The sequence below is a fragment of the Mesorhizobium sp. INR15 genome (genome assembly GCF_015500075.1).
Taxonomy (GTDB): Bacteria; Pseudomonadota; Alphaproteobacteria; order Rhizobiales; family Rhizobiaceae; genus Mesorhizobium.
Genome location: NZ_CP045496.1, coordinates 4,252,249 through 4,268,309, shown reverse-complemented (window position 1 = coordinate 4,268,309; position 16,061 = coordinate 4,252,249). Strand labels below are relative to the sequence as shown.

The following is a 16,061-nucleotide window of genomic DNA, read 5'->3' as shown; positions in this document are numbered from 1 at the left end:
CCCTGCGGAGCTTAAATAAGCCTAATGGATCAGGGCGATGACGGTGATGGACAAGCGGCGAACGCGGATTACTCGATCCGCGTCGCCTCGGGTATAGGCGCCTTTACCAGCGAAGAATGGAATGGCTTCGCCAGCACCACTCGAAATGACAAGGAAAACACCTACAACCCTCTTGTTTCATTCGCTTTTCTAAGCGCGCTTGAGGATTCAGGTTGCGCCGTGCGGCGCACCGGCTGGCAGGGGCATCATCTGCGGCTGGAGAACGCTCAAGGCAAGCTGCTTGGTGCCGTCGCTTGCTATCTCAAGTCGCACAGTCAGGGCGAATACGTCTTTGACCATGGCTGGTCCGATGCTTTCGAGCGCGCCGGCGGACGCTACTACCCGAAACTGCAATGCGCGGTGCCGTTCACGCCGGTCACCGGCCCTCGCCTGCTGGTCAGCAAAGGCGAGGACAGCGGCGCTGTCAAAGCCGCCCTCGCGGCAGGCCTGAAGGCGGTGACCGAAAAGCTCGGCGTCTCTTCCGCCCACGTCACCTTCGCTCCCGAAGACGACGTCGAGGCGCTGGTAGCCTCAGGCTTCCTGCATCGGACCGATCAGCAGTTCCACTTCTTCAACGAAGGCTTTTCGGCCTACGATGATTTTCTGGCCACGCTTGCCTCACGCAAGCGCAAGGCAATGAAGAAGGAACGGCGTGAGGCGCTTGCTGATGGCATCTCGATCGATCGGTTGACCGGCAAGGACCTCACCGAGAAGGTGTGGGACGACTTCTTTGCCTTCTACACCGACACCGGCAGCCGCAAATGGGGCCGGCCCTACCTCAGCCGCGAATTCTTCTCGCTGATCGGCGAGCGCATGGCCGAGGACATTCTGCTGGTAATGGCCAAGCGCAATGGGCGCTACATAGCCGGCGCCATCAATTTCATCGGCTCGGACGCGCTCTACGGCCGCAACTGGGGCTGCATCGAAGACCACCCCTTCCTGCATTTCGAGGTCTGCTATCATCAGGCGATCGACTTCGCCATCGAGCGCAAGCTGAAAGTGGTCGAGGCCGGCGCGCAAGGCGAGCACAAGCTGGCGCGTGGCTATCGGCCGGTGACCATGCACTCAGCGCACTACATCGCCCATCCCGGACTGCGCAACGCAGTGGCGGACTATCTCAAGCGGGAGCGGCGCGAGGTGGAGCGCATGGGCGAGTATCTGGAAGAGCACACGCCGTTCCGCAAAGATCTGGCCGAGTAGAGGCCGCGCAGCCTTAAAAGAGCTGCTGTTTACCGACTTCCCGGAATCCGCTAAGCCAAACACGGGCATGGGTGTACAGCACCCTGGGGTTGGCATGCAGGGTTTGGCATCTTGGGAAGCCGGGCAATGGCTCGGCGCGGTGGGAATTGCGGCTGCGCTGTTGTTGGTCGTCTGGCTTGAGCGCCGGCCCGCGACTTGGCATCTCGGCTTCGCTGCATTCTTTCTTCTCTTCGGTGCCATCCATCTGCTGTTCCCTGGCAAGACCGGGGCATTGTGGACGACGCTGGTGCTGGTAGCCGTGATTGGCGCTGCCTCCAAACTCAAGTATCGCTATCTCGGATTCAATCTCCTGGCGGGTGACATTAGCCGCCTCGCGACAAGCGGCCTCCGCAGGCTGCTCAAGGACTACAAGCGCCTTGTCTTCCTCTACGTTTCTGGAACAGTCGTGATCCTCGCCAGCCTCGGCGCACTTGCAGCCGTCCTGCGCGAACCGGCGGACTCGCTCCAGGAGCGCCTGGAAATCGCTAGCGCCGCGGCGCTTCTCTACGTCATTCTCTTTGTGGCCGGTGGAGGATCGCGGCGGTTCCGCTTTCATCTCCTGACACAGGACCGTGCACATCTTTCCGTTTTCATGGCTTCATGGTTTCGCATCGGGCTAAGCCAACCCGCATTCGTCGACATTGACACCGATGCCTTGCCGCTTCTGACGCCGATGCCGCCAAGACAAATGGCGGGCGAACGACGGCCGCACATCATCATGATCCTGCATGAATCGACGTTCGATCCCAGGCGCCTCGGCCTTCCGATCGATGACGCGTTCAAGCCATTCTTTTCGCCTGAGGGCAGTCTGTCGGGCGCGCTGCATGTCGACGTTTTCGGTGGTGGCACGCAGCAGACCGAGTTTTCCGCGCTAACCGGCCTCTCATCGCTGTCATTCGGCATGAACAGCCGCTTCGTCTACTATCTTCTCACGGGGCGAATCCGTCACTCGCTCCCATCCTTCCTGGCTGACGCCGGATATCTCGTTTCGCATGTGAGTTGCGACGCGCCGGCAAGTTTCAATTGCGGCCATTTCTACAAATCGATCGGGATCGAGCATGTCAGCCACGCTGAAATGCTGCCACCGCCCTTCGACACCGGACGCTGGGAGCGTGAGCAGCACGACCAGCAACTCTTCGATCACGCACTTGGCCTGTTTTCCGATCGGGTGGCGCTTGGAAAACCATCCCTTCTCTCCATCATGACGCTGATGAACCACGGCGATCATGTCCGCCGCATCTTCCCGCCCGAACGGCATGAAGAGCTCCGTCGTGAAGCTGTCGCCGCCACCGATGATGCCCAATATGGCGAATACATCGTGCGCCTTGCCGAGAGCGTCGAAGCCTATGATGCGTTCCGCAAAGGTCTCGACGAAAGGCTGGACGGTCAGCCCGCGATCATCGTCCGCTACGGGGACCACCAGCCGTCTTTTACCGCGCCGCTCACCGGTTTGCCGCCATCGAATTCGGCACTGTACGAGACCTTCTACGCGATCGAGGCGGTGAACTGCTCGCTCCCTTCGGATCTCACAGCGCCGCCGGTTCTCGATGTAACCTACTTGTCGACGCTCGCGTTGCTGGCTGCCCAAATACCGCTCGATCCGGTTTTCACAACCCGTGCCGCCCTGTTGAACAACGATCCGTCCGCTTACTTTGACCTCGCCTCGGCGCCGAAGAGGCGTTTCCATCGGGCGCTCGTCGAAGCCGGCCTAGTCGATCTCGCCTGATCGTCTTGCCTGCATTCAGCGGCTTCGCTACACGAGGCGAATGGAGCAGCCTATGCTCAACTCCAGGCAAATCCGGAGCGTTCGCCATGGTTGAAGCCGCCTACGACACCGACAACATCTTCGCAAAAATCCTGCGCGGCGAAATTCCATCGCACCGCGTCTATGAGGACGAAGCGGTCGTCGCTTTCATGGATGTCATGCCACAGGGACCGGGCCATACGCTGGTCTTGCCGAAGGCACCTTCGCGAAACCTGCTCGACGCCGACGCGTCGACGCTAGGACCGCTTTTCAAGATCGTTCAGAAAGTAGCGCTGGCGGTCAAGCAAGCCTTCGGCGCCGACGGAGTGACGATTCTGCAGTTCAATGAACCGGCGTCGGGCCAGACGGTCTACCATCTGCATGTTCATGTCATCCCGCGCTTCGAGGGCATTGCCCTGAAGCCGCATAGTGGCGGTATGGAGAAGCCTGAAATCCTGGCTGAAAACGCGGGCAAGATACGCGCGGCGCTGGCAAGCTGACGCACCTTTCGAACTGGAAACAGTTCAATCGGCGGCTGTTAGCCTCAATTGCTCGAACGCACTTGGCCGAGTGACGCCTTGTTCCAGTTGACGACGAATTGCATCCGCACACTGCATCGGACTTGAAACAGACGTATCGACTTCGAGATCGTAGAGTCCGGGCTTGTGGACCGCCTCTTGCCAAAGGCGCACGGGCAGCGGTGCCGGATCGTCGTCAGTGCCGATCACATAGCCCTTTTCCGCAGCGCTTTCGGCGCGCCGTTGCAGAATCACTTCTATTGGGCAGCGAACCCCGACGAACAGCACCGGCAGACCAGCCACGCGCCTGGCGCAATCGGCAAGACAACCTAGAGGCCGCGTATAGCTGTCGTGGTGGCCGACATCGGCCACGACATTCAATCCCAACCGGCTGTGCGCGGCGATCGATTCGTAAAGTGCCGCATAGAAGCTTGGGATGAAAATTTCGAGATCGGGACGCTCGCCGCCGGGCCGCAAACCCATTCCGGGCCGGTAACGCGGCGGCGTCATCCGAGCATAATTGTCAATGCCGAGGTTCATCCAGGGGGCGCCAAAACTATCCTGGATGGCCGCAACGATGCTCGACTTCCCCGATGGCGGCGCACCGTTCAGGATGATGATCTGTCCAGCCATGCCCGATCTCATTGCATCAACGGAAAAGGCCCCGTCTCCGGGGCTTTTTTACTTCGACAAAGTCAGTTCTTTCTTGGCAGTTGCGGCACCAGGCTGCGCTTGCCGCCATCCTTGCCCTTGGGCTCCGGCTTCTGCGCCACCAGCTTTTTCGCTGCCGGCTTTTTCGCCACGGCCTTCCTCGGCTTGGGTGCGTCTTCCGGCTCTTCCTTCTTCGGCGTTACCGGCGCCTCGTCGGCGAGCGATTCGAGCTTCAGGCCGGTCTCGCCGGTTTCCTTCTTCTCGACGGTGACACGCACCGTGCCGCCCTTCTTGAGCTTTCCGAACAGCACTTCGTCGGCCAGAGGCTTCTTGATGTGCTCCTGAATGACACGGCCAAGCGGCCTTGCGCCCATGCGCTCATCGTAGCCCTTGTCGGCCAGCCAGGCGATCGCATCGGGCGACAGGTCGAAGGTGACGCCACGCTCGGAGAGCTGGGCTTCAAGCTGCATCACGAACTTCTGCACCACCTGATGGATGACCGGCACCGGCAGCGAGCCGAACGGGATGATCGCATCGAGGCGGTTGCGGAATTCCGGCGTGAACAGCCGGTTGATCGCCTCGACATCGTCGCCTTCGCGTTTGGTCGAACCGAAACCGATCGCCGCGCGCTGTGCATCCGAGGCACCCGCATTGGTGGTCATGATCAGGATGACATTGCGGAAGTCGATCTGCTTGCCATTGTGGTCGGTCAGTTTGCCGTGATCCATGACCTGCAACAGGATGTTGAACAGATCGGGATGCGCTTTCTCGACTTCATCCAGCAAAAGCACACAGTGCGGATGCTGGTCGACGCCGTCGGTCAAAAGCCCACCCTGGTCGAAGCCGACATAGCCGGGAGGCGCGCCGATCAGCCGCGAGACGGTGTGGCGTTCCATGTATTCCGACATGTCGAAACGGATCAGCTCGACACCGAGCGAGGCAGCGAGCTGCTTTGCCACTTCGGTCTTGCCGACGCCCGTCGGGCCCGAGAACAGATAGGAGCCGATCGGCTTTTCCGGTTCGCGCAGGCCGGCACGCGCCAGCTTGATCGCCGAGGTCAGCGCGCTGATCGCGGTGTCCTGACCATAGACGACACGCTTCAACTCGATGTCGAGGCCCTGCAGCACCTTCTCGTCGTCGGCGGACACGGTCTTCGGCGGGATGCGCGCCATGGTGGCGATCGTCGCCTCGATCTCCTTGATGCCGATCGTCTTCTTGCGCTTGGCTTCCGGCACGAGCATCTGCGAGGCGCCGGTTTCATCGATCACGTCGATCGCCTTGTCCGGCAGCTTGCGGTCATTGATGTAGCGTGCCGACAGCTCCACCGAGGCCTTGATCGCCTCGTTGGTGAACTTCACCTTGTGGAATTCCTCATAGTAGGGCTTCAGGCCCTTCATGATCTCGATGGCGTCCTCAATGGTCGGCTCGTTGACGTCGATCTTCTGGAAACGGCGCACCAGGGCGCGGTCCTTCTCGAAGAACTGTCGGAACTCCTTGTAGGTGGTCGAGCCGATGCAGCGGATCGCACCGGACGACAGCGCCGGCTTCAACAGGTTCGACGCATCCATCGCGCCGCCCGATGTAGCCCCTGCCCCGATCACGGTGTGAATTTCGTCGATGAACAGCACGGCGCCCGGATAGTCCTCGAGCTCCTTGACGACCTGCTTCAGCCGCTCCTCGAAATCGCCGCGGTAGCGCGTACCGGCCAGAAGCGTGCCCATGTCGAGCGCGAAGATGGTGGCATCGTGCAGCACTTCGGGAACGTCGCCTTCGACGATGCGCTTGGCGAGGCCTTCGGCGATCGCCGTCTTGCCGACGCCGGGATCACCAACATAGAGCGGATTGTTCTTCGAGCGGCGGCAAAGCACCTGGATGGTGCGGTTGATCTCGGTCTCGCGGCCGATCAGCGGGTCGATCTTGCCGGCCTTGGCCTTGTTGTTGAGGTTGACGCAATAAGCGGTCAGCGCATCCTGCTGCTGCTTCTTCTTGCCGCCTTCCTCCTGCGGCTCGGAGCCGCTCGGACCATTGCCCTGCTCGTCGTCGGCGCCCCGCGGTGAGCGTGCCTCCGATGCGCCGGGGCGCTTGGCGATGCCGTGCGAGATGTAGTTGACCGCGTCGTAACGGGTCATCTGCTGTTCCTGCAGGAAATAGGCGGCATGGCTCTCGCGCTCGGCGAAGATGGCGACGAGCACATTGGCGCCCGACACTTCCTCGCGGCCCGACGATTGCACGTGGATGACCGCGCGCTGGATGACGCGCTGGAAGCCGGCGGTCGGCTTGGAATCCTCATCGTAACCGGTGACGAGATTGTCGAGCTCGGTATCGATATAGGTCAGGACCGTGTGCTTGAGCTCATCGAGATCGACATTGCAGGCGCGCATGACGGCGGCGGCCTCGGTGTCGTCGATCAGGGCGAGCAGCAAATGTTCAAGGGTTGCGTATTCGTGGTGCCGCTCATTCGCGAGCGTCAGCGCCTGGTGAAGCGCCTTTTCCAGGCCTTGGGAGAAAGCCGGCATGTTACCTCACTTCTTCTCCATCACGCATTGCAGCGGATGCTGATTCTGTCGGGCGAAATCCATGACCTGAGACACTTTGGTCTCGGCCACCTCGAATGTATAGACCCCGCACTCGCCCACCCCATGATTGTGAACATGAAGCATGATGCGTGTGGCGGCTTCGCGGTCCTTCTGGAAAAAACGCTCCAGCACGTGAACCACGAACTCCATCGGAGTGTAGTCGTCGTTGAGGATGAGGACCCGATAGAGACTGGGCTTCTTGGTTTTGGTTTTCGTGCGCGTGATGACAGCCGTGCCACGGCCGGTCCCATTGCCGTTGCCGTCACCGTCTTGCATCCGCGCCACATGCGTCGTGGCAGTCAATCCGATCGTCACGTATTCCTGCCTCTTCCGATTCCTCATACGAGTTCGACATGTAGGTGCTCGATGTACGATTTTAAGCCCTTCTGTTTAGCTGACAATATGGCTAGGTGGCCAAACCGGGCCGTTTTTCGCAATCGTGAAGCGGCATGATGCCCCGGAGCCGGAATTGACACGAAAAAACCCGGCCGCGCGGGCGCGACCGGGTCTCTGTTGTCGGCCAGAACGGGCCAACCGTCACATCATGAGGCGAAATTACTTAGCCTTGGCAACGATCGATTCGAACGGCTTGTAGGCTTCCTTCGCGAGTTCGGCATAGAGGTCGCCGATCTTGGTCGCCTCGGCGACGAACGCCTCATAGGACTGCTTGGCATAGTCGGACTGGATCTCGATCGCCTTTTCCAGCGACTTGGCCGAGAAAATCTTCTCGACGGCGGCGCTGCCGGCTTCAAAGCTCTTCTTTGTGTATTCGCCAGCTTCGGTGGCAATCGCCTGGGCGCCCTTGGAGAGCGATGCGAAGCTCTTCAATCCGGTGTCGGCGAACTCTTTGCCGTATTTGCTGAAGTCCTCATAGGTCTGGGTCATTTCGCGGATTCCCTTGACGGTTGAAGCGTCCTTCTTCGGGGGCGCCCTTGTGCAATGCACCTGAATATATTGTGCGGCGCACAAAAGTCAATATTTGACCGTCGCGGAGCCCTCCTGCGCCGGCAATGGCTAAAAATCGAATAAACAGAGGCTCAAGCCCGAAGAAAATGGTGAACGCGGCGGTTACCATAAACGGATTGGTAACGCTGCCCCAGTAGCTTGGCAGGAAGTGAGGCAGGACCCTTTGCCGCCTCCAACGCAACAAAAAGATCCAAAGGAAGTATCAGTGCGTCAGGCGTTGTTGGGCATCGTTTCCAAATCCACCTCCCCTCTCAAAGCGGCCATGGTCATCGCTCTTGCGATGACATTTGTCGTTGCCGATGTTGCCTCGTCGCTCGCGGCAAGGTCGGCGGCCATCGTGATCGATGCCAAGACTGGCAAGGTGCTCTACTCCGCGGATGCCGACGGGCGCCGCTATCCGGCGTCGCTCACCAAGATGATGACGCTCTACCTGACATTCGAAGCGCTCGCGAAAGGCAAGATCAGCCGGAACTCGCCGATTGTCTTTTCAGCCAACGCGGCCGCTCAGGCGCCAACGAAGCTTGGCGTGAAGTCAGGCGGTTCGGTAACGGTCGAAACGGCGATCCTGTCTATTGTGACCAAGTCGGCGAACGACTCGGCTACCGCACTTGGCGAAACACTCGGCGGCAATGAAGCCAATTTCGCCCGCATGATGACCGCAAAGGCGCGGCAGCTGGGCATGAACGGCACTGTGTTCCGCAATGCCAATGGCTTGCCCAACCCTGGCCAGTTCACCACCGCGCGGGACATGGCGACGCTCGGCATCGCCCTGCGCGAGCATTTCCCGCAGTATTACGGCTATTTCGCGCAGCGCTCCTTCCTCTACGGCCGTCAGCGCATCAATGGCCACAATCGTCTGCTCGGACGCATCAAGGGCGTTGACGGCATCAAGACCGGTTACACCCGCGCCTCCGGCTTCAACCTCGTCTCGTCGGTTTCCGACGGCAATCGCCGCCTCGTCGCCGTCGTCATGGGCGGCACCTCAGGTGGCAGCCGCGACAATCATATGGCGGCGTTGATCAACACATACATGCCGAGGACTTCGACTCGCGGCGGCGGTACGTTGGTCGCCAAGGGCGGCGACAGCAATCCGATTACCGCCCTTGCCAAGGTGCTCTTGCCAAAGCACGACGCGCCGACGCCCGACGACAAGCCTATCGCGCAGGACGACGCCACCGTGGCCGACGACGCCGCGGTCGCCACTGATGACAGCGATGATCAGGCAGAAGATGCAGCACCTGTCGTGAAGGCCAGGAAGGTGAAGACGGTTATCGTCGCGGCGCCTCAGGTTGCGACGGCGCAGGTTGTCGCTGCCTATGCCGAACCAGCCCCCGCTCCCGCCGTCGACCCGGTGCACACGGCATCAGTGCCATCAGGCTGGGCGATCCAGGTTGCTTCATCGCCAAAGCAGTCCGAGGCGCAGGCGTTCCTCGACAAGACCACCAAGCAAGCGCCCAAGGTCCTCGCCGACGCCGCAGGCTTCACCGTCGCTTTCCAAAAGGACGGCGTCACCTACTACCGCGCCCGCTTCGGCGGCTTCGGTTCAAAGAACGCGGCATGGAATGCCTGCACTGCTTTGAAGAAGAAGAAGATCGAGTGCTACGCCGTCCAGCAATAGACGGTGTGGAAGTTATCTCCCGGAAAAATTCTGCGTCGAAGGAGACTAGTTGTGATTGGAGAGCAAGACGTCCTTGGCTTCGTTAATCCGCGCCGCCAGGAAAGACGTGCCGCCGATATCGGGGTGCAGGCGCTGCATCAGGCGGCGGTGCGCCTTGCGGACATCCGCCGCGGCGGCCCCCGCTTCAAGACCAAGGACCTTGTAGGCCTCCTCCTTAGTCATGGCGCCCGGACCTGGCGTAACACCCAGCCCGTCACCAATGTTCGTCTCAACGTTTTTGCGCCAGACGGGAAATCTGCCGTCAAGATACGTCTCTAGCAATTGCTGGCTCTCCGGATCGCCGGGGAGTTCGCGGTAAAGCTGCTGCAATTCCGCATGGCCCATTGCGCCGAGCATCTTGCCTTCATGGCGACCGGCCAAGACAAGGCCCTCCAGGCCGCCAGTGTCGTGATCAAGCTCCATTTCAAGCGCCGCTGTGCGGACCGTCGAACGCTTGCCCGCTACAAGTCCCGTCTTCGGCTGGCGGCTGCGCATGGCGCCATACCAGCCAATTGCCCCGAACAGAACAATGCCGCCGATGCCGCCGCGCCCGGCTAGAAGCAGAGCGCCGCCCAACAGTGCAAGCAGAATCGGTCCTGACGTTCTCATTCCGTCGGCGAGCCTGGCCGGATCAGCGCGCAGGAGTGCGGTCGCTACGCTGAGCAGCACCAGTAGCAATGCCACCAGAACAATGACTGCGGCTATCATTTCCCACCGTCCCGCAAGCTGCCTGTCCCCTTGGACAGAAGCGCGATTTGCTTGAACATTCTTTCTGCGCCGGAATGATGGCCGGCAACCGGAGCCGATGAGACACTCGAGCAGGCTCCGGTCGCGCCATGGTGCTTCGCCGGCGCAGGAGTGGACATCGACTGGTTCTTGTTGCGCATGCGTTCAAGATGTGGCGTTGGCGCGCCGCTTGCAAGTCCAGCACAAGGCAACATGGAGGGCCAGAAAACCGCCGCGGTTGGCAAGGATGGACCGTCTGCGTCGGGGTCTAGAGCAAGCCGAGGTCGGCAAGCTCGCGCCGGAGTTTCGGCGGCATCTCAACCAGCCCTGCCTTGACCTGGCCGAGATCGACCGGCGCGTCCGCCGGCTTCAGGTAGCGCCAGCCCTGGAAGGCCCGGCGCGGTTGCCAGTCAGTGCGCACAACCTGCGGATCGAGGATCAGGTGGCAGCGGCCGATCCCCTCGGCGTCCGTGAACGGCCGGATTTCAGTGATCAGCTGCCGGCACTGCACATTGCCCTTGACCACCCAGTAGAGCGAGCCGCCATCGATGATCTCGGCACCGCGCGTCGGCACCATGCGGGTGGTGTGGTAATGTTCGACCGGTTCGCCCGCCCGCCGTTTTTCATCGAGGCGAAACGCGATCCACTCTTCGAGATCCTCGACGCTGTCGCAGCCGACGCAGAGTTTTAGGAGATTGAGAGCCATCGTTTAAGGTTAAGCCGCCGCGCGGATGCGTCAACGGCCTGATCGACTTCTCCACAGTGCCAGCAGGATCTCAGCACTCCACGACATTGACGGCGAGGCCGCCAAGGCTGGTTTCCTTGTATTTCTCGTTCATGTCGAGGCCCGTCTGGCGCATCGTCTCGATCGCGGCATCGAGTGGCACGAAATGGATGCCGTCCCCCTTGATGGCCAGCGACGCGGCGGTCACAGCCTTGACCGCGCCAAGCGCATTGCGCTCGATACATGGCACCTGGACCAGCCCGCCGACCGGATCGCAAGTCATGCCAAGATGATGTTCCAGAGCGATCTCGGCGGCATTCTCGACTTGCTCGGGCGTACCGCCCATGACCGCACAAAGCCCGGCTGCCGCCATCGCTGAAGCAGACCCCACCTCGCCCTGACAGCCGACCTCGGCGCCTGAAATCGAGGCGTTGGTCTTGATGATGCCGCCAACAGCCGCCGCCGTCAGCAGGAAATCGCGGATGCTTGGCTGATCAGCTTCAGGATGGAAATGCAGCCAATAGCGCAGAACCGCGGGCAGCGTGCCGGCAGCGCCATTGGTCGGCGCGGTGACGACACGTCCGCCGGCGGCATTCTCTTCGTTGACGGCCATCGCATAGATCGACAGCCAGTCATTGGCGAGCAACGGGTTTGGGCGGTTCTGCTGCCACTGTTCCTGCAGCTTGTCATGCAACATGCGCGCGCGGCGGCGGACCTTCAGCCCGCCCGGCATGATGCCGTCCTGCGACAGGCCGCGATCGATGCAGCCCTTCATGGCGCCCCAGATGGCATCGAGGCCGGCATCGAGCTCCTCACGCGTCATCTGTGTTTCCTCGTTGACGCGCTTCATGTCAGCGATCGAAAGGCCGCTCTTCGCCGCCATCGCCAGCATTTCGACGGCGTTCTTGAAGGGATGCGGAACCTTCTTGCCCTCTGTCGTTACCGACCCCTTGGCCTTCATCTTCTGCAACTCTTCCTCGGAAACGACGAAGCCGCCGCCGATTGAGTAGTAGATGCGCTTGAGCAGCAGCCGGTCGCTGGCATCATAGGCGTAGAACGCCATGCCGTTGGCGTGGCCAGTCAGCGGCGTCTTCCTGTCCAGAACCAGGTCAGTGGCCGGATCGAAGCGATAGGACGGATGGCCCGGTGGTGCTATGCGCTTTTCCTCGGCAATCCGTGTTGCAATGCTCTCGGCTTTGTCAGGGTCGACCGTCTGTGGGGTCAGGCCGGCAAGGCCAAGCACAACCGCACGGTCGCTGCCATGGCCGATACCGGTATAGGCGAGCGAGCCGTGCAGGCTGGCGCCCAGCCGATCGACCTTGACGCCGGACGGCCGCGGCCAGTCACCGTTCTGGATCTCATCGAGAAAGCGCGCGGCGGCCGTCATCGGGCCCATCGTATGTGAACTCGATGGGCCGATACCGATCTTGAACAGGTCGAAAACCGAAAGGAACACGCGCTGTTGTCTCCTGGGGCCGTATCGAGAGTCACATATAGGAATTTTCAGGATGTTTCCGCTCTTTTAAAGAGCGCGGCGCTGCATCCGCCGACCTTGTTTGCTCCGGTAGCGACATTGGTTGCGAGACCATGACGGCGTGACTATCCTGCGGCATTGCCGAGGGAGGAAGCCATGCTGACGTTGAATGCGAAGCCAGGGCCGGTGCATATCGTGCCTGCCCAGACAGCCATCATCGTGGTGGACATGCAGAACGCCTTCGCCACGGCTGGCGGCATGTTCGATCTGGCCGGGCTGGATATATCCGGCGCAGCTGCCGCCATTGACGCAACGAAGCGGCTTCTCAAGGCCAGCCGGAATGCCGGCGTGGCGGTGGTCTATCTCCAGATGTCATACGCACCCGACCTCCGTGATGGCGGCGATCCTTCTTCGCCGAACTATCACAAGGAGTTGGGGATGGTGTTGATGCGCGAGCGCCCCGAGCTTCGCGGCAGGCTGTTGATCGACAACAGCTGGGATTGGCAGATCGTCGACGCGCTGAAGCCAGAGCCGGGCGATCATGTCATCCGCAAATCCCGCTACAGCGGCTTTTGTAACACCGGCCTGGAAGCGCATCTGCGTGCCCGCGATATCCGCCACCTGCTGTTCACCGGAGTTGCCACCAATATCTGTGTCGACGCAACCGCGCGCGACGCCTACTCGCGGGAATTCTGGCCGATCCTGATCGAGGATGCGATGAATCATTCCGGGCCGGACTTCAACCGCCAGTCGACACTATGGAATTTCGAGCATGCGTTCGGGTGGGTCACCAAGTCCGATCTGGTGATCGACGCGTTGCGGACCGAGGTCGCGGCTTTGCCGGCTTAGATCATGAACCCGGACCGATTTCGGCGAGGGCCAGTGGCAGTTATTGCGAATCCCCTGGCCCCGGGAATGGCCGGTCGATGCGCCCCGACAGCCAATAAGCGAACAGCCCGATCCATTCGCGGGTCGCCATCGTCGTGTTCTGCAGCGAATCGGTGGCATTGTCGCGAAACAGGCCAACACCTTCCTTGCCTGAAGTGCGATAGTCCGCAGGCCAGGGAATTGTGGCAAAGCCCACTTTGTCGAACAGGGCCTTGGAGCGCGGCATGTGGAAGGCCGAGGTTACCAGCAGCCAGGTCTCGCCCGGCTTCGGCGTCATCATTTCCTTGGTGAAGACAGCGTTCTCGTAAGTGTTGCGGGACTTGTTCTCGAGGATCAGCCGGTCCGCTGTCACGCCAAGCGCCGAAAGCAGGCGCGGCGCCGTGTCGGCATCGGCCTCCCCTTTCAGCAACAATTCGTCGCTGCCGCCGGAAACCACCACCTTCGCTTCGGGAAAGCGCCGTGCCAGGACAGCGGTTTCAACCATGCGGTCGCCACCGGCATTCAGCTCATAGCCACCACGCACCAGATTGATTCCGCCTTCGAAACCGCCGCCGAGCACGACAATACCGTCGACCTTTTGCGGTAGAGTTGGCCTGGGGAAGCGCTCTTCCAACGGATTGAGCATCATGGCGCCAAGCGACGTCCAGGCCGAAAGCGCGAGAATCAGGAAGGCGAACACAGTGCCTGTTGCTGCCAGCCGCCGCTTGCCGATCATGGCCGCGAGCAAGCCGGCCAGCAGTAGGAAAATCGCCAGGTTGAGCGGCTGGACGAAGAACCAGAATACCTTGGAAATGTAGAAGAACATCGCTCACCCCATCAGATGAGCGATACCCTTACCACCACTTTTCCGGCTGAAATGTGCCGGCCGCCTGCTCGATGACCGCGGCGGTCTGGAACAGCGTTTCCTCGTCAAATGGCCGTCCGATGAGCTGCAGACCAAGCGGCAGGCCCTTGGCGTCAAGCCCGGCGGGCACGGAGATACCAGGCAGGCCAGCCATGTTCACGGTCACCGTAAAAATGTCGTTCAAGTACATTTTCACCGGATCGGCGGCCATGTCTTCATCGGCGATGCCGAAGGCAGCCGACGGCGTCGCAGGTGTCAGGATGACATCGACACCCGCGGCAAAGACATTCTCGAAGTCGCGCTTGATGAGGCTGCGCACCTTCTGCGCCTGCAGATAGTAGGCATCGTAGTAGCCGGCCGACAGCACGTAGGTGCCGATCATGATGCGGCGCTTGACCTCGCGGCCAAAGCCGGCGGCGCGGGTCCTTTCATACATATCTATGATGTCCTTGCCCGGCACGCGAAGGCCGTAGCGGACACCGTCGTAGCGAGCGAGGTTGGACGAGGCTTCGGCTGGTGCAACGATGTAGTAGGCCGGCAGCGCGTATTTCGTGTGCGGCAAGGATATGTCGACGATCTCGGCGCCGGCGTCTTTCAGCCAGGCAATGCCCTTCTGCCACAGCGCCTCGATTTCTTCGGGCATGCCGTCGACGCGGTATTCCCTGGGAATGCCAACCTTCATGCCTTTGATCGGCTTGCCAATCGCTGCTTCGTAGTCCGGCACCGGTCGATCGACGGAGGTGGTATCCTTCGGATCGACAGAAGCCATGGATCTGAGCATGATCGCGGCATCACGCACGTCACGCGCGATCGGCCCGGCCTGGTCAAGCGACGATGCGAAGGCGACAATGCCCCAGCGCGAGCAACGGCCATAGGTCGGCTTGATGCCGACCGTGCCGGTAAAGGCAGCCGGCTGGCGGATGGAGCCGCCGGTGTCGGTGGCTGTAGCGCCGGCGCACAGAAATGCCGAGACAGCCGCAGCCGAGCCACCGGACGAACCGCCCGGCACCAGCTGGGCGTTATCCAGGGTGCGCGCGGTCTTGGTGCCGCCGGCGGAGACAAAGCCGCCATCGCCCTGATGCGTGGTTGGCATCACCACCGTGTCGAGCCGCGAACGCCGCCATGGATTGACGACCGGGCCATAATAGGACGTCTCGTTGGACGACCCCATGGCGAACTCGTCCATGTTGAGCTTGCCCAGCATGACGGCGCCATCAGCCCACAGATTGGCGGTCACGGTCGATTCGTAGCGCGGCTTGAAACCATCAAGCACATGGCTGCAGGCCTGAGTATGCACGCCTTCGGTGCCGAACAGATCCTTGATGCCAAGCGGAATGCCCTCAAGCGAACCGCCCTCGCCCTTCGCCAGCCTGGCATCCGACGCCTTGGCCATGTCCCGCGCCTTGTCGCCGGTGACGACGATATAGGCATTGAGCGCCGGATTGGCGCGGTCGATGGCCTGGAGATAGGCCTCGGTGATCTCGGTCGCGGTGATTTCCTTGGCGCGCAGCTTGGCGCGGGCCTGCGAAATCGTCAGCTGGGTCAGGTCGCTCATCGGGCAAGGCTCTTTTCGTAAAACACCGACCACTCGGAATCGGGATAATCCAGCACCGGGCCGCAGCGCGTAAACCCGGCTCGTTCATAGACGGTCCACGCGGCAGGATGACGGTCGCCAGTCTCCAGGACCAGACGCGTCAGGCCTTCCTCGCGTGCCAATGCTTCGACCCGCTCAACAATCTGGGCGCCGATCTTGCGGCCGCGATGCGAAGGGCGCGTGTACATGCGCTTGACCTCGCCAACGGCTTCATCATGACGCTTCAGCGCGCCGCAGCCGATGGCCAGACCGTTGTCGCGGGCAATGAAAACCGTTGTGTCCTTGCCGGCCATCTGTTCGACGGTCAGGTGATAGCTGTGCTCCGGCGGTGTCAATTCGAGCAATGTCTCGTTGAGCTCCTTGACCAGACCGCGCACATCCTCCTGCAACGGCGTTTCAACGGCGATTTCGATGGCCATCG

General features: G+C 61.2%; 15 protein-coding genes. 5 read left to right on the top strand and 10 right to left on the bottom strand.

The genetic code is table 11. The annotated features are described in order from the left end of the window. Positions 1-24: 24 nt before the first annotated feature. The 3 genes from GA829_RS20730 (at position 25) to GA829_RS20720 (ending at position 3,522) form a co-directional block, all read left to right on the top strand. Positions 25-1,239, top strand: coding sequence for a GNAT family N-acetyltransferase (locus GA829_RS20730; RefSeq protein WP_195174543.1), 1,215 nt, complete (start codon positions 25-27; stop codon positions 1,237-1,239). Between the two features lie 94 nt (positions 1,240-1,333). Further along, a complete protein-coding gene (locus GA829_RS20725) occupies positions 1,334-3,004 on the top strand; it encodes a sulfatase-like hydrolase/transferase (RefSeq protein WP_195174542.1) in 1,671 nt (556 codons plus the stop codon). Positions 3,005-3,090: 86 nt separating this feature from the next. Beyond that, on the top strand, positions 3,091-3,522 hold the full coding sequence (locus GA829_RS20720; RefSeq protein ID WP_195174541.1) for an HIT family protein: 432 nt from the start codon (positions 3,091-3,093) through the stop codon (positions 3,520-3,522). Between the two features lie 24 nt (positions 3,523-3,546). On the opposite strand, the gene GA829_RS20715 is transcribed toward GA829_RS20720, so the two are convergent. From GA829_RS20715 to GA829_RS20700, 4 genes are all read right to left on the bottom strand, one after another. Continuing rightward, the gene (locus tag GA829_RS20715) at positions 3,547-4,173 is read right to left on the bottom strand and encodes a chloramphenicol phosphotransferase CPT family protein (RefSeq protein ID WP_195174540.1); all 627 of its coding nucleotides are present in this window, start codon (positions 4,171-4,173) and stop codon (positions 3,547-3,549) included. 62 nt (positions 4,174-4,235) lie between these two features. Further along, positions 4,236-6,707 carry an ATP-dependent Clp protease ATP-binding subunit ClpA gene (gene clpA, locus GA829_RS20710; RefSeq protein ID WP_195174539.1) on the bottom strand — a complete coding sequence of 824 codons (2,472 nt, stop codon included), beginning with the start codon at positions 6,705-6,707 and terminating at the stop codon, positions 4,236-4,238. A gap of 6 nt (positions 6,708-6,713) precedes the next feature. Continuing rightward, positions 6,714-7,043 carry an ATP-dependent Clp protease adapter ClpS gene (gene clpS, locus GA829_RS20705; RefSeq protein ID WP_195179745.1) on the bottom strand — a complete coding sequence of 110 codons (330 nt, stop codon included), beginning with the start codon at positions 7,041-7,043 and terminating at the stop codon, positions 6,714-6,716. Between the two features lie 279 nt (positions 7,044-7,322). Beyond that, positions 7,323-7,652: a phasin family protein gene (locus GA829_RS20700; protein WP_195174538.1), complete on the bottom strand. Its 330-nt coding sequence runs from the start codon at positions 7,650-7,652 to the stop codon at positions 7,323-7,325. Positions 7,653-7,938: 286 nt separating this feature from the next. On the opposite strand from GA829_RS20700, the gene GA829_RS20695 reads away from it, so the two are divergent. Next, positions 7,939-9,351 (top strand): D-alanyl-D-alanine carboxypeptidase, encoded by a 1,413-nt coding sequence (locus GA829_RS20695; RefSeq protein WP_195174537.1) that lies wholly within the window; start codon positions 7,939-7,941, stop codon positions 9,349-9,351. A gap of 45 nt (positions 9,352-9,396) precedes the next feature. On the opposite strand, the gene GA829_RS20690 is transcribed toward GA829_RS20695, so the two are convergent. The 3 genes from GA829_RS20690 to GA829_RS20680 all read right to left on the bottom strand — a co-directional run bounded on the left by GA829_RS20690 (position 9,397) and on the right by GA829_RS20680 (position 12,296). Beyond that, on the bottom strand, positions 9,397-10,098 hold the full coding sequence (locus tag GA829_RS20690) for a DnaJ domain-containing protein (RefSeq protein ID WP_195174536.1): 702 nt from the start codon (positions 10,096-10,098) through the stop codon (positions 9,397-9,399). A gap of 286 nt (positions 10,099-10,384) precedes the next feature. Continuing rightward, positions 10,385-10,822 carry a DUF1489 family protein gene (locus GA829_RS20685; protein WP_195174535.1) on the bottom strand — a complete coding sequence of 146 codons (438 nt, stop codon included), beginning with the start codon at positions 10,820-10,822 and terminating at the stop codon, positions 10,385-10,387. Positions 10,823-10,892: 70 nt separating this feature from the next. Then, on the bottom strand, positions 10,893-12,296 hold the full coding sequence (locus GA829_RS20680; RefSeq protein WP_195174534.1) for an L-serine ammonia-lyase: 1,404 nt from the start codon (positions 12,294-12,296) through the stop codon (positions 10,893-10,895). Positions 12,297-12,470: 174 nt separating this feature from the next. On the opposite strand from GA829_RS20680, the gene GA829_RS20675 reads away from it, so the two are divergent. Further along, positions 12,471-13,163, top strand: a complete 693-nt coding sequence (locus tag GA829_RS20675; protein ID WP_195174533.1) for a cysteine hydrolase family protein — start codon at positions 12,471-12,473, stop codon at positions 13,161-13,163. 40 nt (positions 13,164-13,203) lie between these two features. On the opposite strand, the gene GA829_RS20670 is transcribed toward GA829_RS20675, so the two are convergent. The 3 genes from GA829_RS20670 to GA829_RS20660 are packed head-to-tail and all read right to left on the bottom strand — an operon-like array spanning position 13,204 to position 16,059. Next, positions 13,204-14,007: a YdcF family protein gene (locus GA829_RS20670; RefSeq protein WP_195174532.1), complete on the bottom strand. Its 804-nt coding sequence runs from the start codon at positions 14,005-14,007 to the stop codon at positions 13,204-13,206. 28 nt (positions 14,008-14,035) lie between these two features. Next, a complete protein-coding gene (locus tag GA829_RS20665; protein WP_195174531.1) occupies positions 14,036-15,601 on the bottom strand; it encodes an amidase in 1,566 nt (521 codons plus the stop codon). Continuing rightward, positions 15,598-16,059: a GNAT family N-acetyltransferase gene (locus GA829_RS20660; protein ID WP_195174530.1), complete on the bottom strand. Its 462-nt coding sequence runs from the start codon at positions 16,057-16,059 to the stop codon at positions 15,598-15,600. Before GA829_RS20660 ends, GA829_RS20665 begins: the two co-directional genes overlap by 4 nt. Positions 16,060-16,061 lie beyond the last annotated feature (2 nt).